Below are 23,993 nucleotides of genomic sequence, written 5' to 3' on the forward strand. Positions count from 1 at the left end.
CGCCATGCATAGCGTTGCATAATGCGAAAATGCGATGCTCGCATGGCCGGCGAGGACACTCAGACCGTCGGAAAGCGCAGAAATCAGGGATTGGCACGGTATTTGAAATGATTGCGGGGAACCCATTCGAGGACCCGCATTCAATGTTTGCACGTACAATCTTCAACCGGCTGCCCGCAGGCATCGCGCCGATTGCCAAAGGCCTGGTCGCCTATGGCTCGGCCGAGGCGGCGACCCGGGTCGTGCGCATCCTCGCGATCCTCGTGATTGCGCGGCGCACGTCGCCCGAACTGCTCGGCACGGCGGCGCTGGCGCTGACGCTGTTCGAACTGATCCGCGTGCTCGCCAATGCCGGTATCGGCCAGCGCATCATCGCCGCGACCGACGAAGAACTGCCCGCGCTGTGCAATACGGCTGCGCGCCTGTTCTGGGCCGTTTGCCTGGCCGTGGCGAGCGTGCAGCTGGCCGCAGCTTCCGTGCTGTTCCTGATCTGGAACCTCTCCGAAGCGGCGCTGATGCTGGCCGTGCTCTCGGGCGTCTATGTCTGCATGCCTCCTGCGCTGGTGCAGGTTTTCCTGCTGATGCGCGACGGACGCCTGACGACCACGGCGAGGATCGCCGCAACACAGGCCATGGCGGATCACTGCCTGACGCTTGCGCTGGTCGTCGTTTGGCCGAGCGCATGGGCGATCGTGCTGCCGAAACTGCTGACGGCACCGCTGTGGACCGTGCTGACGCGCCGCGCCCGAAAGTGGTCGGCCAACCCCGCCTCCGGGTATGCGCCGGTGCGCGAATTCGCTGCCTATGGCCCCGCCATTCTCGGGTCGGAGCTGATCGCCGCGCTGCGCATCCACGCCGACAAGCTGGTCATCGGCGCTCTGCTGGGGAGCGAAGCGCTGGGCCTGTACTACTTCGCCTTCAATGCCGGGCTGGGCATCACCTTGTCATTCGTCGCGGCCTGCAACACGGTGGTCTTCCCTTTGCTGTGCAAGCAGGCTGGAGACGACGACCGCGCCCGACTGTTTCGCCAGTCCTTCGTTCTGGGTCTGGTGCTGCTGGCCCCGGTCGTCGCCGCGCAGGCGCTGCTGGCACCGTTCTACGTCCCGCTGGTGTTCGGCGCAGAGTGGATCGACGCCGCCCCCTACATCGCGTTGCTCTCGCTCGCCGCGTTGCCGCTCTATGCCGGATCGCTGATCGGTGCCTGGCTGCGCGCCCGCAAACAGCCCTTCGTCGAAACGCGCCTGGCGCTGGCCGCCACGGCAACTGGTCTCGCCGGGCTTGCCGCAGGCTCGACCCACTCGCTTGCCGCAGCTTGCGCTGCCTACGCAGCCGGCCTCGCACTGGTGATGCTGCCCGCGGCCATCGCACAGCTCTTTTCTCCCACCAATCAAACCGTTCCGCTCAGAGGAGAAGTCTGATGATACGTAACCCCCGATTTTCCGTGATCATCCCGGTTCACAATGCCGAACGGACCATCGCGGCAACGCTGGACAGCGTCCTTGCCCAGACATTCACGGATTTCGAGATCATCCTTATCGACGATGGTTCTACCGATGGCAGCATCCGGGCGATGCTCCCCTACGCCGGCAAGGACGAGCGCGTGAAAATGATCGCCAAGAGCCAGGAAGGCGTCTCGGCCACCCGCAATCTCGGAGTCGAACTGGCCCAGGGCGAACTGCTCGCATTCCTCGATGCCGACGACTGCTGGCATTCCAAGAAACTGTTCGAGCATTTCTGCCTGCACATGCGTGAACCAGATATCGACGCGAGCTTTGCGAAGATTGCCTTCCGGTCCGAGCACAGTGACGGCACGCTAGCTCAGCCGATCACCTTTTCGACCGTAGGCGACGGTCCGCTCGATCTCGAAACGATCCTGTCGGAAAATCCCGTCTGCACCACCTCCAACTTCGTGATCCGCCGGACAGCTTTCCATGAGATGGGCGGCTTCCGGTCCGGAATGAATCACGCTGAGGACCAAGAGTTTCTCGCCCGTTTCGTGGACGAAGGGCGCAAGATCGTCGGCCTGAACCACACGCTGGTCGACTATCGCCTGAGCCCCGACGGTCTGTCGTGTGATTACGAGGCCATGCTGGCGGGCTGGCGAGATCTGTCTGCCCAGTTCGCCGGTCGGTTCGACGTACGGCGAGGGGAAGCGATCTTCTGCCGCTACCTCACGCGTCGAATCCTGCGCGCAGGGGGATCCGCCCTGCTCGCCCGCCGCATGGCCTTCCATGGCCTGCGGGCCGACTGGCGCGCCTTCTTTTCCGATGTGCGCCGCGGCGCGCTGACGCTCAGCGCCGCGGTCTGCAGCGCCATGCTGCCCCAGTCAGTGCGCACCAGCATGTTTGCCTGATTTATGATTTTTCGAGGAGACTACCGATGACCAACCCCAAAATGTCCGTCGTGATGCCCGTCTATAATGTCGAGGCGTATGTTGCCGAAGCCATACAGTCCGTTCTTGCGCAAACCTTCACCGACTTTGAACTGATCATCGTCGATGATGGCGGGCAGGACGGCTCGATGGACATCGTGCGCAGCTTCTACGACAAACGTATCCGCATCGTCACCCAGTCCAACCGCGGTCTTGCCGGTGCCCGAAACACCGGCATCGCGGAGGCGCGCGCGCCCTATATCGCGCTGCTCGATTCCGACGATCGGTGGCACCCGGAGAAGCTGCGCTTGCACTATGTGCACCTCGAGGCGGACAAGTCGATCGGCGTCAGTTTCTCGGGCTCGCGGATGATCGATCAGTCGGGCAACAAGTTGGCGGTGGCAATGCGCCCCAAGCTGACCGGCATCCGGACAGAAGACATCTTTCGCCGAAACCCGGTCGGCAATGGCAGCGCTCCGGTCCTCCGCCGTTCTGCTATCGACTTGGCAATGTTCTCCCATCCTGAGGAACCATCGCGCAAGTGCTGGTTCGACGAGGATTTCCGCCAATCCGAAGACATCGATCTGTGGATGCGCCTTTCAGCAGCCCATGGTGTCCGTTTCGAAGGAATTGCAGGCGAGCTGACAAAATACCGTATCGTCCGCGGTGCGCTCTCGGCCAACATCGTGAAGCAATATCTCAGCTGGACCAGAATGCTGGACAAGGCCAAGCTCTACGCGCCAGATCTGGTGGAGCAGCATGGTGATTCGGCGCGCGCCTACCAATTGCGGTACCTGGCCCGTCGCGCTGTTCAGCTTGGCAATGTCGAGCTGGCCGCCGATCTGTTCGGTCAAGCCATTCGCCTCGAACCGCGCATGCTGGTGGCAGAGCCGATCAAGAGCGCTACGACTGCCGGCGCTGTCATGGCGGCCAAAGTGCTGGGCCCCGAACGATTCCGCGCGATTTCCCAAATCTATCTGAAGGACGCCGCGGCATGATCGACGTGGTCCATCTGCTCGACGATTTCGCATTTGGCGGAGTGACGCGGGCTCTTACCGTGTTCGACCACCCCGATTTGACCGAGCATGCACGCTCGCGAACCGTAGCCATCGGGAAGGACCGTCTGGCCGAGAGCTTCGATGCGGATCTTTTGGTCACGCATGTCCCGCCCTGCTGGTCGCGGCTCGGGTTTCTCCTTTCGCTGCGCCTGCGCAATCGCGATGCTCGGCTCGTCCATGTCGAGCATAGCTATACCGAGGGGTTTGTCCGCGAGGGCGTGCCGTCTCCGGGCAGGTTCACGGCGCTGCTGCGCCTCGCCTATTCGCTGTACGACGAAATTGTCTGCGTTTCGCACGCGCAGCGCGACTGGCTTGCCGGGGACATCGGCATCCCCGAAGCCAAGTTGCGCGTCATCCATCCGTGGTGCGGGAGGGAGGATCTGTTCTCGCTCCGGTCGATTTCAAGCGACTACGAGCGGCCCCTGAGCCTCGTGGCATATGGACGCTTCGCCAAGGAGAAGAACTTCGTGCAGCTGATCGAGGCGGTTCGCATGTTCCCGCCGGCCGAGATCGAACTGCAGCTGATCGGAGACGGGCCCGAGATGGCCGCCATGCGCGAAGCTGCGGCTGGCGCGCCGAACATTGTGTTCAGGGGCCGGATCGACGATCCCACGCAATTCCTGGGCGACTGCGATGCCGTGGTCGTGCCGTCGCGCTATGAGGCGTTCGGCCTCGTCGCGACCGAGGCCCGTATGGCGGCCCGGCCCATTCTGGTCGCGGATGTAGATGGACTGCCCGAACAGGTAGGCGAGGGTGGCCTGGTGCGACCCATGCGCACGCCGGACGAGATCGCCACAGCGATTGGCGATGTCCGCACGTCGCCGTTTGGCGAGATGGGCCTCTCGGGGCGGCGGGCGGTGGTAGGGCAAGCACGCGAAATATTGGCGGGTTGGAAGGATGTATTCGTCGCCGCCGGAAGTAGGACGGCGGACGAAAAAATCATCCCGTTTGTGCGAAAGGCTGCCTGAAGCGAGCTACGGCCCCCTATCGGCCTCGCTCTCGCCGCCCTGCTGCAATTCGCGGCAGGGTGGCCTTTTCCGTCTGTGCGACTGAACACCTCGCGTGGTCTCTATAATGCAAGAGTGGCGTCGCAACCTTTCAGAGGAGACAGGCCGCATGCTCATCTTAAGGTTTCCGCCAAGCTCCACCTATGGTACTTTTGGCTTTTAAAAGAATGATATGGCAATGGGCGTCATCTCGCGTCCCAGACGAAGGCATTAGTTATGGCACGAATAATCCTGGCCGAAGATGATGACATTGTCGGCGAACTGGTGGTGAACCATCTGATGGACGCCGGACATGCCGTAGGCTGGCTGCAGAATGGTGACGAGGCGCTGTCCGTCATCCGGCGCAAAATCCCCGATCTGGTCATACTGGACCACCATATGCCCGAACGATCCGGCCGTGATGTCCTGCGGGAAATGCGCAAGGAAGAAGACCTGGTGTTGGTCCCGGTCCTGATGCTGACCGCCATGTCGGGCAAAACGGATGAGGACATCGCCTTTTACGAAGGAGCGGATGACTTCATGACCAAGCCATTCAGCCCTCGAGACCTGGAAGCGCGGGTCGAAGCATTGCTTAAGAAATCGAGACGAGTGCTTTCGCAAGCGCTCGCGGGCCGTGATTGAGGCAAGGGCTCTTTGCCGAGGTAACATCGCGCCAGTCCAGTTTCCCCGCGCGGCACCCGCCAGCTATGGATTGGCCAATTAGCGCACTCGCAAAGCGCTTCTCCTCGCGTTCAGCGATTTGGACGCATTAAGCTAGCTATGGATCGTCTGCGTAGCCGGTACATCCAGCGCGCTAATCGCTTTGTCGGAAATACGCCCGGCGCTTCGGTATTTCCAGCAGGCAGTCAGCTTTACGCGGGTTCTGCCTGGGGAAACTGCGTCAACTCACGCTCGTCCGCAGGTTCGCGCATCGCCAATACCTTGCCTACCAGAACCAGTGCGGGCCAATAGAGGTAGGCGAGGATCTCCAGATTCTCGCCAAAGCTATAGAGTACCATGACGAACACCATCGACAGCGCGACACGTTCGACCCTTCCGTGTCGTGCGCGCCATGACAGAACCAGCAGCGTGATGAACAGCGGCACAGCCAAGGCGATCGCACCGGCCAAGCCTTTTACGAACAGTAGACCGTACCAGCTGTGATGGCTGCCAATCGGCATGTATTCGACCAGATGAGGCCCGTTTTCGACGATGCCGTGGCCGAACCAATAGGCCTCTGCCTGCCAGCGCTCCATGGCGATCCGGCCCAGAGCCGCCCGCACCCGGCTGGAATCTGCACGCGCGGCGGAGAAATCGTTCATCAGCGCCTCGCCGAACTCGAGCAGCGAAGGTCCGAATATCCCGAGCAGCACCATAGCCGGCGCGGCAAGATACCACATCCACGCACGATCCATGCGGCCGAGGCACCAGACGATCGGCGCGATCACCGCCAGCGCGACCAGCGCGAGCCTCGATTGCGAGAGGATGGCGAGGGCCAACCCGGCTATGATCCCCACGGTTCGCCATCCCGCGCTTTTCTCGCGCGCGGAGAGCAGTACGAAGATCACCGCGATCATCCCTGCCGCTGGAGACCATGGAGCGAAGAATTGCCAGCGCGGCGTGCCCACGCCTGGTTCGATCGTGTAAAGAGTGGTGGCGAAATACTCGGGTCCCGGGCCACCGACAACCTTGAGGGGCGAGACCCACAGCGTTTCGGGCAAGCCGATAAAGGGGGCGAGCAGGAACAACGGCAACAGCATCAGCGTCTGCGCGCCCAGTTTGCACACCGCGCGATAGATCACTTCCTCGCGCACCTGCAATAGCGCGCCAGCTAGCGGGAAAAGCGCGATCAGGGCCCAGCCCTTGGCCCAGCCGATCGAAGACTTGATCGTCTTGGCCGTGCCCAGATCGAAATTCGCGTGGCCTGCCCACAGGATCAGCAACATCGCCGCCATGCCCAGCAACCACAGCCAGATCGTCACCGGCAATCGGGCGAAGCGCTCGCTGACCGTGGTATCGACATAGGCCAGCCAGCACGCCATCAGCGCGAGCGTCCAGCCGATCACCGGTCCGGCGATATACAGTCCACCCACCAGCCAGAGCAGCCAGGTGGACTGTATCGCGACCGAGATCAGGCGTTCGGCAGGAGTTTGCGGATGATCGGTTGGCGCAGCCACAGCAGCAGGAACCCAAAGAGGACAAAGATACTGGCGCCAAGGGCCCCAGCGACGGCAATGATCGGCGATGGTGCCGAGCGACCGCGAGGAAGCGACGGCGCTTCCAGCGTCTGCACGAGCGGGTAGGAGGCAAACGGATCGGCCTTGTTCGTGTCGAGCCGGGCCAATGCCGAACTGAACACCGCTTCGGCCACGCGCAGGTCACGCACCAGCCCTGCAAGCGTCGACGCCTGAGCGACAAGTTCGTCGCTCCGTCCCGATTCTTGCGAGATCTGGCGGCGCAACTCGGCCAGCGCAGCCTGGTTGCCGGCATGCATGCTGTCGCGATTGGTCAGCGTTTCGAACAGGCGCTCGCGCGTGTCGGATACAGCGAGATCGGAGAAAGCGAGTACGTCTTTGTTGGCAGCGCCCGTAAGGCGTGCGCCACGGCGGACCAGCGCGTCGCGCAGTTCGGTGCGCTCTGCACCGAGCCGCTCCATCGAACCGTGCGCCGACCCGAGCGTGCCGCCCCGCTGCGTCTCTTCGCCCACCGTCTCGGCGTAGCGCGTGAGCAGCTGCGAGAAGACCGGATCGGCCTTCAGCTGCATCGCCAGGCGGGCCTGCGGAATGGTGATCTGCAACGAGGATGCCAGACGACCGGCAGTACCCCCGCTTTCCGCAACGAGCACGCGCCGGTCGCGTTCTGCGGCCTTCATCTGGTCGAGACCTGAGACCCGCCCGGCAAATTGGTCGAGCGAGACGAGCCCGGTTTCGCCCTGGAATTGCAGCAGGGCGGCCTGCGCGGCATCGACTTTTTGCTCCAGCTCCGCGATTCGGTTCGCGTCCGCCTTTTCGCGGGTCGCGGCTTCGTCCTCGCGCAGAATGTCGAGAGCGGCCTTGAATGCCACCTGTACCTTTTTCATCCGATGGCGCGCCTGCTCGGGCGAGGCACCGGGAATGGTCAGTTCGATGAGGTTGGTCTGGTCGATCAGCTTGACCTGCGGTGCGGGAAAGGCGTCTTCGTCCTCGCCCGCCCGATGCGCCGCATCGCGCAACACAATATCGGAGGTGATCAACCGCTTGTAGTTTTCCGTCGGGCTCAGCGTGGTGCTGGAGAACGCGGAAGCCGAATTGACGGTTGCCTGGCCGATCGATTCCAGATTGACCGAGCCGCCCACTCCCGAGCCGGGTAGGATCAGCGTCATCCGGCTGTCGAAGCGGTCCGGCACCAGCGCGAGATAGGCGATGGTGACGATCCAGATCGCCGCCAGCGGGATCGCCATGGTGACGATGTAACGGCGATAGCGGCCGACCGCGGGCATGCCGTCGCGAACGAAGGTCCATACCCGCAGCAACCATCGCGGCGTCGGCTTGTAATAGGGATCGGTGCTGTCCATCATTCGGCTCCACTCAATAGAATGGCCGGCGTAACGCTGCCCGCAACATTGCCGATCGAGCCGATCACTTCGTTCAGGTTCGACAGGCGGCTGTCATAGCAGGCGATCGCATCGTTCGGCATCAGCAGCGGATTGGCCGCATCGCGTCCCGCTCCGCGCACGAGCTTCTCGATGTCGCGTTCCACGACGATGCTCTGGCCATTAAGCGGATTGCGCGAGATCAGCACCGCGCGCCGATCCGACTGCATGTAGGAACCACCCACGCAGTTCATGGCGACGAGCGCCTGCAACAGCCGCGTGCCGTACGGCAGAGAAGTGGTTTCCGCGCCAATCGCGGCTCCCGCATTGTTGTTGGCGCCCTTCGTCAGGTTCGACATAAACACCTTGATCCCCGGAGGGGTGAGCGGGGTCGGCCGCGCCAGCGATGGATCGAAGCAGCCGCGGCTGGGCACGATCACGCGGTCGCCTGCGGCAACCGAGACATCGTTCGCGGTCCAGCCACGCGCCAGGCCTGAAAGGTCCAGCTCGACGTAGGCATCGCCGCGAATGAGGTAGATCCGCTGCACGTCGGCATCGGGCCGCACGCCGCCTGCCGCACGGATCGCGGTGGCTACGCTGCGCGACACGTTGTCGTCGCCGCGCACATCGCCTTCCTTCAGGCCGATCCGGCTTTCCGGCGTCCGCTCCCCGGCACGCACCGCGCCTTCCATGAACACCGCGCCCGATACCGCGACAGGCACGCCCGCCGCTTCGATCAGCGACAGCGACACGGCATTGCGAAGCGGCCGGACCACGCCCGATCGGACCAGCTCGGCGCGGATTGCCTGCTCGGCTTCGGAAACCGAGCGGCCTGCCAGCATCAGCGGCTGGTGGCCGGGCACCACGATGGTGCCGTTGCTCTCGATCACATAGGTGCCGCCAAGCTCGTCCTCATCGCCCAGCAGGCGCAGGCTGAGCCGGTCGCCTTGGGACAGGGGGGAGGTTCTCGCTAGGAATTCCTCGGGACGCGCACGGCGCAGGTTGCTCAGTTCGCGCGGCGCGCGCCAGTCACAGGTCGGGGCGCCGCGCGCAGCAGGCGTGGCCATGACCCAGTCGCCTTCGGGGTGACCGCTGCCGGTCGCCAGGTCCTGACCAGGCAGCCAGGCCGAACCAGAAATATTGGACGGGGCAGGTCCCGACACGCAGGCGCCCAGCGAGGCCGCCATGGCAAGAACGGAAATACGGCGATCAAAATTGAAAGACATCGAAACGGACCCTCCAGTTTGCATTTGGGTCTAGCGTTTCAAGGACCGTGCCAGATCGCGCGCGCCGCGTTTTCCGGAGCCTCCTGACAACCGGCGGCAACATATTCGCAATTTGCGACGGCCGATGTTCGCAATTTGCAAAGGTTTTCGCATTATGCATCGACCAATGCGAAAGATTTGCGGTTTTCCGCGTCTCCAAAACGGCACGCAACTTGCAAGGCGTAGCGAGTCTGCGCGCAAGCGCTGCCCAGTCGAAAAGGAGCCCTTCGTGAAAGGTTTGATATTCTCCGAGCTTATCCGGTTCATGGAAGAACAGCAGGACCCGCTATTTGTGGAACGGGTAATCGCTGCCGCAAAACTGCCGAACGACGCAGCGTTTTCGCGCATCGGCGTTTACCCCACCGCCCATGCTTTGTTGCTCGTGGGGGAGGCATCCAAACTCTCGGGCATTCCGGTTGCCGCCTTGTGCGAGGCTTTCGGCAGTTACCTGTTCGGGCGCTTCACGATTCTCTACCCCGAGATCATGTCATCCTATTCTACCGCCGAGAGCCTGCTCGAACATGTCCGCGGGCACATCCACGAGGATGTGAAAGTGCTCTATCCCGACGCCACCCCGCCCGAAGTGACGGCGACGACCCAGGATGGCGATTGCGTCGTCGAATATCGCTCGCACCGGCCGCTTGCGCATATCGCATGCGGCCTGATCCGCGGATGCCTCGAGCATTTTGGTGACGAGCGAAAGATCGAATGGGTCAACTGCAGCGAGAGTGGTGACGCTGCCACATTCAGGATAGCATCATAATGGCAAATTCGGTTCTGATCGTCGAAGACAGTGCGTCCATCGCACTTGGTTACGCCGCGCAATTGCAAAGCGCCGGGCACGAGGTCGATGTCAGCGAAAATCTGGCCGACGCGAAGGCCGCCCTGCGCGATAACGATTTCGATGTCGTTCTGCTGGACCTGCAATTGCCCGATGGCAATGGCATGGACCTGCTGAGCGGGAACTCGTCTGACAACAAGCCGCCTCCTGCGTTCATCATCGTGACCGCAGACGGCTCTCTGACGCGCGCGATCGATGCGATGCGGCTGGGCGCCTACGATTTTCTCGTCAAACCTGTGGCGGGCGAAAGGTTGCTGACCACTGTGCGCAATGCCGCCGAACGCGGCCGGCCCGCACGCAAGGCACAGGCGGCCAAGTCCAAAGATACGTCGAACGGATATTACGGCTTCATCGGCAAGTCGCCTGCCATGCTGCAGGTTTATGAGGTGATCGAGAGTGTCGCGAGTTCCAAGGCGACTGTTTTCGTCACCGGCGAAAGCGGGACGGGCAAGGAAGTGACCGCAGAAGCGATCCATGCGGCAGGCGCGCGCAGCAGTGGCCCCTTCGTGGCGATCAACTGCGGTGCCATTCCTGAAAGCCTGCTGGAGTCGGAACTGTTCGGCCATGTAAAAGGCGCCTTCACCGGCGCGGTCGAGAACCGGATCGGCGCTGCCAAGGCGGCCGACGGCGGCACGCTGTTTCTCGACGAGATCTGCGAGATGGAGCTCAAGCTGCAGGTCAAGTTGTTGCGCTTCCTGCAAACCGCGACCATCCAGCGCGTCGGGTCGAGCAAGGTCGAGCCGGTCGATGTGCGGATCGTGTGCGCTACCAATCGCGATCCGATCGCCGAAGTCGCGGCTGGCCGGTTCCGAGAGGATCTGTTCTATCGCCTCAACGTCATCCCGCTCGAACTGCCGCCTCTACGAGCGCGCGGCAAAGACGCGCAACTGATCGCCGACCTATTCATGGATCGTTTCGGCAAGGAAGAAGGGCGTGAACTGACCGGACTGAGCGAGGAAAGCCGCGCGACGCTGTACGAGCATCAATGGCCCGGAAATGTCCGCGAACTGCAGAATACCATCCGCCGCGCCGTGGTCGTCGGGTCCGGTCCGACACTGGACTTGGCATTGCCTCGACACACGGGGGCGCTCGCACAGCAGGCAGGCAATGTCAGCAATGCGCGGGCCGCTCTCGCGACGCCGGATCCTGTCGGTGACGACAAACGGACTGCGACGCAGGACAGCTGGGAGGGAATGACGCTCGACCAGATCGAGCGCATGGCAATCCACGCGGCGATCGAGAGATGCAGCGGAAATATCACCAAAGCGGCGAAGGTCCTCGATGTCAGCCCCTCCACACTCTACCGGAAGCTGGAGAAATGGCAGTCGGCAGCCAGTTGAGCGGTAGCTGCTGCCCGATATTGCCTGGAGGGACGGCGGCTGGTGCGCCGATCGTGCGCGGAGGAGCCCCTCGGTCCGGCTTGTTGGAGAAGGAAACCGAGCCCGCGTGCAATTCGGCGATTCGCCCGCAGGCAAAGGTGGCCATCGTTTGATCCTCCGCAAAGAAGGCGGGGTTCACGCTCGCTAGGCTTTGTCCCGAACTGGCAGAATCGGGACAGGCAATGCAGGATTTCGATATCGTCGCCGTGGGCGCCGGGCCCACCGGGCTCGCCTTTGCGCGTGCGCTCGACGGCAGCGGACTTCGGGTCGCACTGATAGAGCGCCAGCCGGCGGAAGTGCTGGCTGCGCCGCCCGTCGACGGACGTGAGATTGCGCTCACCCAGCGCTCGGTCGATACGCTAGAGCGGCTCGGTGCCTGGGACCGGATCGACCCGGCGGAGATTTACCCCCTTCGCGGCGCGCAGGTTTTCAATGGCCGATCGTCACTGGCACTCCATTTTGATCCCGGTGGGGGCCCGCAGGATCGCCTCGGCTGCCTCATATCGAACCATTTGATCCGGCGCAGTCTGTTCGCGGCGATCGAGGGGCAGGAAGGCATCACGCTGCTTGCTGGCGCCGGGGTCGAACAGGTCCATGCCGATCGGTCGGGCGCGCGCATCACGCTCGCCGATGGGCGCACTCTCACCGCCCGGATGCTCGTCGCCGCGGATTCGCGGTTTTCGGCTACGCGCGACCAGCTCGGTATTCCGGCAGAGATAAACCAGCTCGGACGCTCGATGCTCGTCACCCGGCTCGAGCATGAGCATTCCAATCGCGGGATCGCGACCGAGTGGTTCGATTACGGCCAGACGATCGCCATGCTGCCGCTGGGAGAGCACCAATCCTCGGCGGTGCTGACCCTGCCGAGTGATGCGATCGAGCGCATCGCGGATTATGCGCCCGCCATTCTCGCCGCCGAGATCGAGCGGCGCTTCAGCGGCCGCCTCGGTGCGATGCGCTTCGTTTCGGGCCCGCACGTCTATCCGCTCGCCACCACCTATGCCCGCCATTTCGCCAGCGACAGTGCGGCGCTGATCGGCGACGCGGCGGTGGGGATGCACCCGGTCACCGCACACGGCTTCAATCTCGGCCTGCAATCCTCCGCTACGCTCGCCCGGCTTCTTTGCGACGCCGCCGCGAAACACCGCCCGATCGCCACTCTGTTGTTGCTGCGACGCTACGAGGCCCGCCACCGCCTTGCGACCCGCGTGCTGTACAGCGGCACCAATCTGCTCGTCCGGCTCTATACCACCGAGCATCGCCGCGCCCGCTTCGCGCGCCAGGTCGCTCTCGTCGCGGCCGAGCGGCTCTCCCCGATCAATTCCGCAATTACCCGGATGGTGCTGCGGCACTGACCGGCGGGCGACTGCGCATCGCTTCCATCGAAGAGTAACCTGCAATGCCTCCACATCCGCTTCATCCCGGCGCCGAAGACAACGACATGCTGCGCCAGGCGGCCTTGCTGACCCGCGACCTGCATGGCCCCAACCCGCTGATCTATTGGATCGATTGCTTCGGTTCTGCCGCGATCGGCTATGCCGCGCTGCTGGGCGCGATCGCCAGCGGCAATGCCGCGCTCACCGTCGCGCTGGTATTGCTTTCGATCTCGGCGCTGTATCGCGCGGTGCTGTTCATTCACGAGATCACCCATCTCGACCATCGGCTGCTGCCAGGCTTCCGGACGGCCTGGAATGTGGGCGTGGGCGCGACCGTCTTGCTCCCCTCTTTCCTTTACGAGGGCATTCACGCGGTCCACCATTCGCGCGTGCATTACGGGACCGAGCGCGATCCCGAATATCTTCCGCTCGCGCATATGCGCCCGTGGACGCTGCCGCTGTTCACGCTGGCCGCGGTGCTGATGCCGGCCCTGCTGCTCCTGCGCTTCGGCATTCTCGGCCCGCTGTCGTGGGTGATCCCGCCGCTGCGCCGTCTGCTGGTCGAGCGGTTTTCCTCGCTCGAAGTGAACCCGGCCTATCGCCGCCCAGCGCCGGAAGGCGCGTTCGCGCGCCGTTGGGTCGCGCAGGAGGCGGCCGCCAGCGTGGTTGCGATCGCGATCCTCGCCACCGCCGCGCTCGGAATCATGCCGCTGCGGGCCTTCGCGCTCTATTGCGTCGTCGTCGCGGGCGTCGCGCTGCTCAACCAGACCCGCACGCTCGTCGCGCATCTGTGGGAGAACGATGGCGGTCAATTGTCGCTGACCGACCAGTATCGCGATAGCACCAATGTGCCGCCCGCCTTCCCCGGCGCGCTCTGGGCACCGGTCGGGCTGCGCTTTCACGCACTGCACCACCTTCTGCCGCGGCTGCCCTATCATGCGCTGCCCGAGGCGCATCGCCGTCTCAAGGCCACGCTGCCCGCGCCCTCTGCCTATCACGAGGCGAACTATCGCTCTTTGACCGTGCTCCTGGTGCGTCTGGGCCGGGCCACCGTCCATCGCGGCAAAGATCACCCGGTGCCGCCCGAGGGTTCGCAACATCCCTGCTAGAGGGATGGTCCAGGCATCCGGCCGGACATGCAAAAAGGGGCGCCTTCCAGCGCCCCTTGTGCTTCAGCGTCACCCGACCAGTCGTTCGAGCTTGGCGAGCGAGGCTTCGGGTCCTTCCTGATAATCGATGATGCTCTGCAGCTTGCCCTCGCGGTCCATCAGATAGACCGCGGCGGTGTGGTCGATCGTGTAATCGCCGCCCTCGACCGGGACCTTCTCGTAATAGGCGTGGTAGGCTTTGGTCACCTTGGCGATATCCTCGTCGGAGCCGGTCAGCCCGATGATCGGCGTGCCGAACAGGTCGACATAGCGCCCGACATCCTCGGGGCTGTCATAGCCCGGGTCGACCGAGACGAACACGATTTCGAACCTGTCGCCATCCTCGCCCAGCTGCTGTCGCAGACGGGCCATCTTGGCCAGCGTCGTCGGGCACACGTCCGGGCACCGGGTGAAACCGAAGAAGATCGCGAACGGCTTCCCCTTCAGCGTCTGGTCGGTAACGGTCGAGCCATCAGGCGCGGTCAGCGAAAACGCGCCGCCGACCGTATCGCCATAATTGGTCGGCTGATCGGGCGCAGACGGCCGATCGGGGCCGAACAGCGCCAGCAGTCCGATCCCGGCGAAGATCGCCACCAGCACCCAGACGACCTTGTGAAAGGTCTTCTGTCCCGCGGCGCGTTCCTCCGGGGTCTGCTCTTCCTCGAGCTCGGGAAACGGATCAGCCATCGTCGCCATCCGACGCGTCGCCCATCGACGCCTGCGAGCCGACCGGCTGCACCGCGAGCTCGACCTCGACCGCACCGGCTTTCTCGAAGGTAAGCGTCAGCGGCACGGTCTCGCCCTGCGTCAGCGGCTGTGCCAGCCCCATCAGCATGATGTGATAGCTGCCCGGCTTAAGGGTGACGGTGCCGCCTGCGGGAATCTCCAAACCGTCCGTCAACTGGCGCATGCGCATCACCCCATCGGTCATGTCGACCGTATGGACCTGCACTTCGCGTGCTGCGGGCGTCGATCCGCCGATCAGCCTGTCTCCGCCGGCGCCGCTATTGGCTATGGTCATGAAGGCGCCACCGGCATCCTGGCCCTCGGCGGTTTCACGCGACCACGGCGCAGTGATGGCGATCTCGCTCGCGGCGCTTTCGCTCGCTGCAGGATCGGCTTCGATTTCGGAACTGCACGCTCCGGTTGCAAGGATCAGCGCCGCAGCGCCGAGGGCGGCAAGCGCCGAATGGATGGTCCGCCCCATCGGGCGGGTCGTCTTGATATGCATATTCTCTACTCCGACAAACCGGCACGCGCATTTCGGGCGCGCGTCGGCATGCTGACAATTCAGGTGATGATGGTCAGGCCGCTGACGGAGGGCCGCGCAATGGCGGTCTTAGATAGGGATTTGGCCGGACCGGCAGACGCCGCCCGGGCGCAAAGCCGAGCACGAGGATGAAGGCGACCGCCAGCGCCAGCAGCACCGCATCAGCGCCGCTATCGACGACCTTGGCCAGGCTCGAGAAGGCGCAATGCTCCCCCTTTTTCGCGCCATGCGATTGCTCGCTGCCAGTGTCCTTGCCTGGGATAACTATCCGGACCTGCTTGAGGCCCCCGGTCGCATCGGAACAGATCGTTACGGTGAGCACCCGATCGGGCGATGGCGCAACCATGAAGCCGGCAGGAATGGTCGCCTTGATGAAGAACGCCAGCACAAGCAACGCCAACGCAAAATGGCGGCGTTCCCGAATCGAGGCGCGCAAGGACTGCATCAGGGCTGCGCCTTAGAATGCGGCCGTGCAAGTGTCAGCCGGTGGCTGCGCAAATGCGGCGAAGCGCGCCGACCGGTGCAGGCCAGCGCGCTTCGAAAAAGGCGGGTGGTCCCGGCGAAGAACCTCTCCGCCGGGACCGGGTTTCGAGTGCCTCAGGCGAACAAACCGCCCGACTGGTGGGGTGCCGTGGCAACCGGCAGGTTGGCGTTCGGGTGCCGTTCGGATGCCGGTTCGGTCGGGCGCGACACCGTGACCATCCGGTTGTGCGGCTGATGCATGGCCGGCAGGATCTCGGCGGGAGTGGTTGCGGCTCCAGGCGTCTGCGCAACCGTATCGCTCTGGATACCGGCCTGTTCGGCAAGCATGGCGAAGCGGGGATCGGTGCTGACCAGTTGCGCCATCTTCTTGCTGGCCCGGCGCACGATCTGACGGATACGTTCGCGGGTCAGGCTCGTATCGAGGCTCAGTGCCAGGCGGGTATCGCCCGAGTACATGCTGCGCTCGATGATGGCGCGATCGCGCTCGAGCCGTTCGTGCAGCCGCGCCAGTTCGATCGGATCGGGGCCAGCCACATGCGCGCGAAAACTGGCCGGAAGATCGGGACGGACTTCGCGAATGTCGCGCTTCGGACGGCGGGCACGGGCGCGCTTTCGCAGCTGCTCGACTCCCGCCTTGCGTTCGGATTCGATATAGGCGTGCACCAGTGCCTTGCAGGTCTGACCAGCGAGATGCTCGGCAGCAGACTGCTCGGTGCGTTCCTGCGCTTCTTCGTCTTCGATCAGCGCTTCGAGACTGGTTTCCTCACCGTCCTCGGTCCTCGTTCCCGCATGGATCGTGACGGTGACGGCGCCGACCTTGCGCGCCGACGGCCGCTGGTCGGTCATCACGCGGAAGCGCAGGCTCTGCAGTTCGCCGCGGATCTGCCAGTTGAGGAATGTGGTGAACTTGGCCTTGGTCGGGTCGTAGGCCTCGATCGCGCGGTGAACCGCGATGGCGCAAGCCTGTTCGGCGTCCTCGTAATGGGCGACCAGGCCGTATTGCCGAATGAAATGACGAATACGAGGCGCTGCGAGCTTGAGAATTCTGGCAAAAGCCCGATCGATATTGGCACGCTGCTTTGCGGAACCGCGCGAACTATCCTCATTTTTATTCACGATAACTTCGGCGACGGCGACTTCTAGTGCTTCGGTAGCTTTGGACATTGCAATCCCCCGTATGTTTGAAGCCATCTTGTTTTGATGGCGCGATACGGACTTTCTAGGATCGGACCTCCCTCATGTATCTTAGGGTATTCTACTCTAAGCAGTCTTACGGCACCCCCCTTCCGGGAATCTACGTAAGGCGAGCGCACCGTTCTCCAGAGGCAGGGAAACCTTGATCGGGCATGCCATATTATGCTGCAGGACGCTTTGCTGCGCTGCCCCCGGACAGCAGCTCGTTTTCCAACGACTTGCGCCCAAGGGGAGAGGCCGTTCAGGAGCTGTTCGGCAGCGACGCACCGGCGAATCGATCGGGACGAATTTTGCGCGCGATATAGGTGTCGAGCCAATCGCGATGCGCGGCAGACGCATCGCCAATGCGCGCGATCCGTTCGAGCGCGGGGGCCGCGCCGATCTGCGCCTTGAGCAGGCGCGAGGCGCGTCCGTCGGCCAAGCCGCCCTTGAGATAACGTATCGCATCGCCCGGACCTAGGTGGTGACCGAGATAGGCAATTTTCGCGAGCGCGTCCGGATTGTCGCCCGTGCGGATCCCCGCCTTGCGGATAGTGGCGATGTTGGACCGGGCATAATCGGCAATACTATTGATCGACGCGGTCGCATCGTATCGCAGCGCAAGCAGCGAGCCACGCGCGGAGGAGGCCACCCGACCATTCTGATCGATCCAGCCCTTCTGTCGCGCTACGTCGTGCAGCCAGGTGCCGGCCGTCTGCGCCATCCCGATCCAGGTGCCCGAGAGAAACTGGCCGAGCCCCGCCGCGCTCGAGCGCGGGTTGCGCGACCTCAGGTTCCAGCTGCCGTCGGGACGCTTAGCCGCTTCGGCATCGACTATCGCGGCAAGAGTGGACGCCGGCAATCCGCTACGCTCCGCAGCTGCCTGCAGCGTCGCGGCATGCCCGGCATTGGGACCGAGGGTGGAAAGGGCACCGATGCCGGTTTCGGAGCCAAGGCGGGTCAGCGAGCCAACAGACCGATCAACGACCGGACCCGCGGGCGCGTCCACCCGGATCGCCGGGCTGACGCTTTCGGGCGTCACAGGAAGAAGATCGGCCACAGGGGGAAGCGCGGGTGACTGGCGCCCGGTGCCGAGCAAGCCCCCCACCCCCATCGGCATCAGCATCGCGGCATGGCGACAGGGTGCTTCCGCACCCGCGTGCTTGTCTTGCGCATTGCCGATGGCCGCCTGCCAGAGGCGGTCGGTCATTTCAGCGCGGGCCTGCGTATAGATTACGCGCGCGCGATCCTGCGGAGAGAGGGATTCAAGACCTGCCGTCTGCATGTGGTATCACCGCGTTGATGGCCGGAGAGGCTCGGGTTTGCCTATTTGGCGAAAGGAAGAGGTGTGCCGGGCGGCGCACAGATCGTCGGTTTCGCGCTGTGCAGCCTGCGCCATCCGTCGATCGTGGTCGGCGCGAAATGCCTCGACAGCGGTCTCGAGCACGTGCTGGGAGCCATGGGCGTCGATCGCCGCTTGACGCAGGCGATCGACGTCCTGCGATATGGTTGCGCGCTCCTGTGCGAGTTGCGCGTGCTGGAACTTTCTGCGCTTGATGAAGGCCTCGGCGGAGGCCGACCAGCTTTCGCCAAATGCTTTGCGTTCGCGCGCAAGTTCTTGTTCGAGCGCTTCGCTGTCGCGATCGATCTCGGCCAGCTGCGCGGTCCGGGTATGAAGAGCGATTCGCGTCTCGTCGATTTCCCTTCGGCGCAAGCGCAGGACCGTGTCGAAAGGCGTCTTCATTGCGGAGTCTCTTTCATCAGTTCGCCGAGACTGGCAAAGGCCTGATCCAGCGATCCACGATCACTTGTGGCTTGCTTCAGCAGGTCCTCGATCGCCGGCGCGAGGCGGATCGCCTCGTCGACGCTGGGATCGGCACCGGACTTGTACGCGCCAAGCCGGACGAGTTCCTCCATGTCTCCATAGGTCGAGAGATGCGCAAGGGCTGCGAGGCGAAGTCGGTTTTGCTCCTCATCGTGACACTCGGGGAGCATGCGCGAGACCGATTTGAGGATATCGATCGCAGGAAAGCGCCCTCGCTCCGCGATCTTGCGCGACATGACAATGTGGCCGTCGAGGATGCCGCGCACGGCATCGGCGATCGGCTCGTCGTGATCGTCGCCATCGACCAGCACGCTGAAAAGGCCGGTAATCGACCCCTGGCCGGGACCTCCGGGCCCTGCGCGTTCGAGCAGGCGCGGCAATTCTGCGAACACCGTGGGCGTGTAGCCCTTGGTCGCCGGGGGCTCGCCATTGGCCAGTCCGATCTCTCGCTGCGCCATGGCGAAGCGTGTGATCGAATCCATCAGGCACATCACATCGCGACCGGAATCGCGGAAATGTTCTGCAACCGCCATCGTGGTCCAGGCAGCCTGCCGACGCATCAAGGCGGGGGAATCCGAAGTGGCCACCACGACGACGCTGCGCGCGAGGCCTTCGGGCCCGAGATCGTCCTCGATGAATTCCTGCACCTCGCGGCCACGCTCGCCGATCAGGCCGATCACGGCCACGTCGGTCTCGACCCATCGCGCCAGCATCGAAAGCAGGGTGGACTTGCCCACCCCTGATCCTGCGAACAGACCGAGACGTTGCCCGCGGCACAGCGGCGCAAAGATGTCGAACGCACGAATGCCCGTTTCGAGCTTTCGGCCCACACGCGTGCGGTTGGCGGCAGCAGGCGGGCCGGCCTTGAAGGGACGCGCCTCGGGACCGATTGCAAGCGGCCCCTTGCCGTCGATCGGTCGGCCAAGCCCGTCCACCACCCTGCCGAGCCACTGGTCGGTGGGGCGCAGTATGGATTGGCCCTGCAACAGATCGGCCCGGCAACCGGTGGCGATGCCGTGAGAATCGTTGAAAGCAAGGCAATGCGCCGTGTCTCGGTCGAGCCCGGTGACCTCGGCGTCGATGGTCCCGCCATCGCAGTCGATCGCGATGCGCGAACCGATCCGGGCCGCACCCAGCAGGCCGTCGACTTCGATCAGCGCCCCGTGCACCGCCGCGACCGAGCCGAAGTGCCGATCGTGCGGGAGCGTACGGATCGCCCGCGCGGCGGAAACCAGCGTTTGCATCGCCAGTCCGTCAGGCCGCGTCCGCCGGGGCCAGACGCTCAAGGACCTGGCTTTCATAGGCGATCAAGGCGCGGCAGTCGTTGAGCGCGCGATAGAAATCGCATTGGGCCACATGGGTCGCGAACGAGATGCAGTGCGCCTTCGCTTCGGGCGCTTCCACAGCGTCCATGAAGTCTCCGAAGAGCGCGAGTATCTGATCCTGATATTGGCTCAGATTGGCAGGATCGAGATAGGCCAGCATGCAGGCGAGATAGAGCCGACGTGCCGGCGAGTTCGCTTCCTCGGGCGTCATGACGTCGCGCCCGCGCAGGATTGCCGCGGTGTTCTCGACCACGATCTCGGCGCGGCCGACAGAGCGCAGAACCGCGCCGTTGATGACGACTTTTTCACCGTCGCGAAGATTGATGTGGAGCATTGCGCGTCCCCCTTGATTGGATGCCCCCATTATAGAGAGGCGCGACCGTCGGCGGGCCCAAGGCGGAAAAAACTGCTCCTTTTTGGGTTCGTGTGGTCGGCTCTCCTACAATGCAGATGTGAGTTTAGGGGCGCGTTGCCCGCAAAGCAGGAGTTGCAATTCAGTGAGCCTATATTCCGCCCTATACGCAGGCGTGTCCGGTCTCGGCGCCCAATCCAGCGCAATGGCAACGGTTGCCGACAACATCACCAATATCAACACCGTGGGATACAAGGGCACGGAAGCGGATTTCCGCTCGCTCGTCACCGACGGACGGCTGAAAAGCAGCTACTCGGCAGGCGGGGTCGCCGCAGCGCCGCGCGCCATGATATCCAAGCAGGGCCTGCTTCAAGCCTCGGGAAGCCAGACCGATCTGGGCATTGACGGTGGCGGCTTCTTCGTCACGCGCAAGGGCGATGATGTCGATAGCGGCGTCGCCTTCACCCGCGCCGGTGCATTCCGGCCCGACGAACAGGGCTATCTGCGCAACACTAGCGGCTACTACCTCCAAGGGTGGCGCCTGGACTCGGCGGGTAGCTTCACCAGCACGGGTGCCCTGACCGAACTTGAGCCTGTGCGACTGAGTGGGCTGACCGGCACTGCAGCGGCCACCACCCGATTGCAGGTCCGTGCGAACCTCCAATCGACTCAGGAGCCGTTCACCGGCGCCTATGCCGCAGGTGACATGGCCACCGGCGCTCTGGAGCCGCACTTCTCGCGCACGTTCGAAATCTACGACGCTCAAGGTGGCGGCCATCAGGTGACGATGGGCTTTGTAAAGACGGCCCCCAACCAGTGGGTAGCCGAGATCTATGGCGATCCGGCCGATGTCACCGCCGCCAACGGCCTGCTCGCCAGCGGCACGGTCGCGTTCAATCCGGACGGCAGCCTCGACCTCGCCAATTCCTCCCCGGCTCTGTTCGATACGCTCAATGTCGCCTGGACCAATCAGGCTGGCTCCTCGCCGATCAAACTGAACCTGGGGAGCCAGGACGGACTCGACGGGCTCACCCAGTTCGGCAGCGCCTCCGCCTTGATCGCGTCGAGCACCGATGGCGGAATGCTCAACAATCTGGTTTCCGTAGAAGTCAGCAAGGAAGGCATCGTCAGCGCGATCTTCGACGATGGCACGGCCCGTGCGGTGTTCCAGCTGCCGATGGCGACGTTCGCCAATCCGGATGGCCTGACGCGACTGCCGGGCAATGCCTACGGCGTCTCGCAGCAATCGGGCAATGTCGCCATCGGTCGCCCGGGCGAGCTTGGCAGCGGCACGATCGCGTCCGGCACGCTGGAGGCTTCCAATGTCGACCTGGCGCAGGAATTCACTAACATGATCCGCTTCCAGCGCGCCTACAGCGCATCGTCCAAGATCATCACCACGGTGGACGACATGCTCCAGGAAGTCAGCGCGCTGAAGCGCTAGCATTGGTTCTGGCCGGAGCTGACTGAATGTCGCTGAGCAATATCCTGGGAACGGCGGTGTCCGGCCTGGCGGCATCGCAGGCCGGGATCAAATCGGTATCCAACAACATCGCCAACATCGGTACACCGGGATACGCGCGCGAGCGTGTGTCGCTGGCGACCGGTGTGACCCAGGGGCGCATAAACGGCGTCGTCATCGGCGAGCCCACCCGGATCGCCGACCGTTTTCTCGAGCAGACGGTTTACCTGCGCGCCGGCGACATGGGCCGGGCGGAAGTCACGGCAAACTACATGGACCGGTTGCAATCTTTCCTGGGCGCACCGGGCGCGGAAAGCGGCGTGCCTGCCCGGCTCGACGCGATCAGCGCGTCGGCAATCGCGCTGACGAGTGGGCGAAGCGCGCCGCAGAACGCGGCGAGCTTCGTCGCCGAGGTGCAGGATGCCATCGGCTCGCTTCGGCAGCTCGACGACGATATCCAGGTGCTGCGCGGCGATGTTGAATCGGAGGTCGGCTACTCGATCGAAACGGTCAATGACCTGCTCGAACGCATTCACGGGCTGAACGCCACGGTCGCGCAGCTTCGCGGCCTTGGTCGCAGCGCCGGTGGGGCCGAGGATCAGCGCATGTCCGCGCTAGAGGAATTGAGCGGACTGATGAAGGTCTCGATCCGCGAACAGCCCGATGGCCGGGTCAACATCGATGCGGCCAATGGCGCAGTCCTGCTCGACGGGCGACTTCGCCAATTGTCGTACCCCAGCCCCGGCGACGGGGTCGCGCAGCCCACCTACCCCGTGATCGACATCCGTTTCACCAACGAGGCGGGTGAGCCTACCACTGCGACGGGCGAGAAGCTCGATTCCTCTGCCATTGGCGGGAAGCTTGGCGGGCTGCTCGACCTGCGCGATCGTGCTTTGCCGGAGTTTTCCGACCAGCTTGGTTCGCTGTTCGGCGGGCTCGCCGAAACCCTCAACTCGGTGTCAAACTCGGGCACTGCCGTCCCGCCTCCTACCCGGCTGGACGGACGGCCGACCGGGCTGATCGGCGGCGACCGCCTGGGGTTCACCGGGCAAGCCACCTTCGCGGTGACCGACAAAAGCGGCATTCTGGTTGCGAGTACGAGGGTCGATTTCGACGCACTGGGGCCGCTGGCGACCATCGACGATGCCATCGCGGCGATCAATGGCGGCCTGGCTGGCAATGCCAGTGTCGCTCTGCAGGACGGGCGCCTGTCCTTCGTCGCGACAAGCGGTAGCAACGGGGTCGCCGTGGCGCAGGGCGATCCGCCCAGCGCGCGCGCAGGCAACGGCTTCTCGCATTATTTCGGCCTCAACGACGTCGTCCGCAGCGAGTCCGCAACGCTCGTCGCGCCGGGTTTTGTTGCGGGCGATCCACACGGGTTTGGCGCCGGCCAGTCCGCACAGCTGGTGCTGCGCGATGCCACCGGCCGCTCCCTTGCGACCACCACGCTTACCGGCTCGGTCGGCCCCACCATGGGCGATCTGGTGACCGAGCTGGGGCAGAGCCAACTCGCCCAGTTCGGCAGTTTCGCGCTGGATGACCGGGGACGGATAGCCTTTACGCCCAGCCCGGGGGCGAGCGGTGCGCTGCTCTCCATCCCTACGGATTCGACCGACCGCTTCGGCACCGGCGTATCCTTTACCGCGCTTACCGGGCTGACCGGTAGTGCGAGCGGCCTGAACGAAGCGGGCGTGCGGAGCGACGTTCTGGCCAGCGCCGACCGGTTGCCGCTCTCCCGCCTGCGGACGGACGCCGCCGTCGGCGAGTCCGCGCTGGGCGGCGCCGACACGCGGGTTGCCGGTGCCCTTGTCGAGGCGCTGGGTAAGCCGATCGACTTCGGCAAGGCCGGCTCGGCGACGATCGAGCGTTTCTCCAGTCTGCTGATGGGCCGCGCCGGAACCCAGGCTGCGCGCGCGCAGGACATGCTGGTCGATGCCGCTGCGCGGCGCGACGACGCGATCAACCGGCGCGACAGCTTCTCCGGCGTCAATCTCGACGAGGAACTGTCGCAAATGGTGGTCCTCCAGAACAGCTATTCCGCCGCCGCGCGCGTCATGACGACCGCCACGCAGATGTACGACACTCTCCTCGATATGGTCCGCTGAAAG

At 64.1% G+C, this 23,993-nt stretch carries 22 protein-coding genes; 11 read left to right on the plus strand and 11 right to left on the minus strand.

The window, feature by feature from the left end:
- Positions 1–143: 143 nt before the first annotated feature.
- The 5 genes from GRI68_RS09390 (at position 144) to GRI68_RS09410 (ending at position 5,057) form a co-directional block, all read left to right on the plus strand.
- Positions 144–1,418, plus strand: a complete 1,275-nt coding sequence (locus GRI68_RS09390; protein WP_160617007.1) for an oligosaccharide flippase family protein — start codon at positions 144–146, stop codon at positions 1,416–1,418.
- Positions 1,418–2,353 carry a glycosyltransferase family 2 protein gene (locus GRI68_RS09395; protein ID WP_199799742.1) on the plus strand — a complete coding sequence of 312 codons (936 nt, stop codon included), beginning with the start codon at positions 1,418–1,420 and terminating at the stop codon, positions 2,351–2,353. Before GRI68_RS09390 ends, GRI68_RS09395 begins: the two co-directional genes overlap by 1 nt.
- Before the next feature lie 26 nt (positions 2,354–2,379).
- Positions 2,380–3,369, plus strand: coding sequence for a glycosyltransferase family 2 protein (locus GRI68_RS09400; RefSeq protein ID WP_160617008.1), 990 nt, complete (start codon positions 2,380–2,382; stop codon positions 3,367–3,369).
- The gene (locus GRI68_RS09405) at positions 3,366–4,397 is read left to right on the plus strand and encodes a glycosyltransferase family 4 protein (protein WP_160617009.1); all 1,032 of its coding nucleotides are present in this window, start codon (positions 3,366–3,368) and stop codon (positions 4,395–4,397) included. The genes GRI68_RS09400 and GRI68_RS09405 overlap by 4 nt, the downstream gene beginning before the upstream one ends.
- Positions 4,398–4,652: 255 nt before the next feature.
- Positions 4,653–5,057 (plus strand): response regulator transcription factor, encoded by a 405-nt coding sequence (locus tag GRI68_RS09410; RefSeq protein WP_160617010.1) that lies wholly within the window; start codon positions 4,653–4,655, stop codon positions 5,055–5,057.
- A 230-nt stretch (positions 5,058–5,287) separates the two neighbouring features.
- Here the strand turns inward: GRI68_RS09410 and GRI68_RS09415 are convergent, their stop codons facing one another.
- From GRI68_RS09415 to GRI68_RS09425, 3 genes are read right to left on the minus strand one after another with little or no spacing between them, the layout of a single operon-like run.
- Positions 5,288–6,592, minus strand: a complete 1,305-nt coding sequence (locus GRI68_RS09415; protein ID WP_160617011.1) for an O-antigen ligase domain-containing protein — start codon at positions 6,590–6,592, stop codon at positions 5,288–5,290.
- Complete coding sequence (locus GRI68_RS09420; RefSeq protein ID WP_234028763.1) at positions 6,547–7,971, minus strand: GumC family protein; 1,425 nt, start codon at positions 7,969–7,971, stop codon at positions 6,547–6,549. Before GRI68_RS09420 ends, GRI68_RS09415 begins: the two co-directional genes overlap by 46 nt.
- Complete coding sequence (locus GRI68_RS09425; protein ID WP_160617012.1) at positions 7,968–9,212, minus strand: polysaccharide biosynthesis/export family protein; 1,245 nt, start codon at positions 9,210–9,212, stop codon at positions 7,968–7,970. The genes GRI68_RS09420 and GRI68_RS09425 overlap by 4 nt, the downstream gene beginning before the upstream one ends.
- Positions 9,213–9,480: 268 nt before the next feature.
- Here GRI68_RS09425 and GRI68_RS09430 point away from each other — a divergent pair, with 268 nt between their 5' ends.
- From GRI68_RS09430 to GRI68_RS09445, 4 genes are all read left to right on the plus strand, one after another.
- Complete coding sequence (locus GRI68_RS09430) at positions 9,481–10,014, plus strand: heme NO-binding domain-containing protein (RefSeq protein WP_325063791.1); 534 nt, start codon at positions 9,481–9,483, stop codon at positions 10,012–10,014.
- Complete coding sequence (locus GRI68_RS09435) at positions 10,014–11,432, plus strand: sigma-54-dependent transcriptional regulator (protein WP_160617013.1); 1,419 nt, start codon at positions 10,014–10,016, stop codon at positions 11,430–11,432. Before GRI68_RS09430 ends, GRI68_RS09435 begins: the two co-directional genes overlap by 1 nt.
- Before the next feature lie 221 nt (positions 11,433–11,653).
- On the plus strand, positions 11,654–12,826 hold the full coding sequence (gene ubiM / locus GRI68_RS09440) for a 5-demethoxyubiquinol-8 5-hydroxylase UbiM (protein ID WP_160617014.1): 1,173 nt from the start codon (positions 11,654–11,656) through the stop codon (positions 12,824–12,826).
- A 44-nt stretch (positions 12,827–12,870) separates the two neighbouring features.
- Complete coding sequence (locus GRI68_RS09445) at positions 12,871–13,956, plus strand: fatty acid desaturase family protein (protein ID WP_160617015.1); 1,086 nt, start codon at positions 12,871–12,873, stop codon at positions 13,954–13,956.
- 69 nt (positions 13,957–14,025) lie between these two features.
- Here the strand turns inward: GRI68_RS09445 and GRI68_RS09450 are convergent, their stop codons facing one another.
- The 8 genes from GRI68_RS09450 to GRI68_RS09485 all read right to left on the minus strand — a co-directional run bounded on the left by GRI68_RS09450 (position 14,026) and on the right by GRI68_RS09485 (position 20,405).
- Positions 14,026–14,682 (minus strand): SCO family protein, encoded by a 657-nt coding sequence (locus tag GRI68_RS09450; protein WP_160617016.1) that lies wholly within the window; start codon positions 14,680–14,682, stop codon positions 14,026–14,028.
- Positions 14,675–15,226, minus strand: a complete 552-nt coding sequence (locus GRI68_RS09455) for a copper chaperone PCu(A)C (protein ID WP_160617017.1) — start codon at positions 15,224–15,226, stop codon at positions 14,675–14,677. The genes GRI68_RS09450 and GRI68_RS09455 overlap by 8 nt, the downstream gene beginning before the upstream one ends.
- Before the next feature lie 73 nt (positions 15,227–15,299).
- On the minus strand, positions 15,300–15,710 hold the full coding sequence (locus GRI68_RS09460; protein ID WP_160617018.1) for a DUF2946 family protein: 411 nt from the start codon (positions 15,708–15,710) through the stop codon (positions 15,300–15,302).
- 152 nt (positions 15,711–15,862) lie between these two features.
- Complete coding sequence (locus GRI68_RS09465; RefSeq protein ID WP_160617019.1) at positions 15,863–16,912, minus strand: sigma factor; 1,050 nt, start codon at positions 16,910–16,912, stop codon at positions 15,863–15,865.
- Between the two features lie 271 nt (positions 16,913–17,183).
- Entirely contained in the window at positions 17,184–18,131 is a 948-nt protein-coding gene (locus GRI68_RS09470) for a peptidoglycan-binding protein (protein ID WP_234028764.1), read from the minus strand.
- An 81-nt stretch (positions 18,132–18,212) separates the two neighbouring features.
- A complete protein-coding gene (locus GRI68_RS09475) occupies positions 18,213–18,665 on the minus strand; it encodes a hypothetical protein (protein WP_160617021.1) in 453 nt (150 codons plus the stop codon).
- The gene (gene fliI / locus GRI68_RS09480) at positions 18,662–19,990 is read right to left on the minus strand and encodes a flagellar protein export ATPase FliI (protein WP_160617022.1); all 1,329 of its coding nucleotides are present in this window, start codon (positions 19,988–19,990) and stop codon (positions 18,662–18,664) included. Before fliI ends, GRI68_RS09475 begins: the two co-directional genes overlap by 4 nt.
- Positions 19,991–20,000: 10 nt before the next feature.
- Complete coding sequence (locus GRI68_RS09485; RefSeq protein WP_160617023.1) at positions 20,001–20,405, minus strand: flagellar biosynthesis repressor FlbT; 405 nt, start codon at positions 20,403–20,405, stop codon at positions 20,001–20,003.
- A 163-nt stretch (positions 20,406–20,568) separates the two neighbouring features.
- On the opposite strand from GRI68_RS09485, the gene GRI68_RS09490 reads away from it, so the two are divergent.
- Both GRI68_RS09490 and GRI68_RS09495 read left to right on the plus strand, forming a co-directional pair.
- Positions 20,569–21,867, plus strand: coding sequence for a flagellar hook protein FlgE (locus tag GRI68_RS09490; RefSeq protein ID WP_160617024.1), 1,299 nt, complete (start codon positions 20,569–20,571; stop codon positions 21,865–21,867).
- Between the two features lie 26 nt (positions 21,868–21,893).
- The gene (locus GRI68_RS09495) at positions 21,894–23,990 is read left to right on the plus strand and encodes a flagellar hook-associated protein FlgK (RefSeq protein WP_160617025.1); all 2,097 of its coding nucleotides are present in this window, start codon (positions 21,894–21,896) and stop codon (positions 23,988–23,990) included.
- Positions 23,991–23,993: the final 3 nt, after the last annotated feature.

This window comes from Alteriqipengyuania halimionae (assembly GCF_009827575.1).
GTDB lineage: Bacteria > Pseudomonadota > Alphaproteobacteria > Sphingomonadales > Sphingomonadaceae > Alteriqipengyuania_A > Alteriqipengyuania_A halimionae.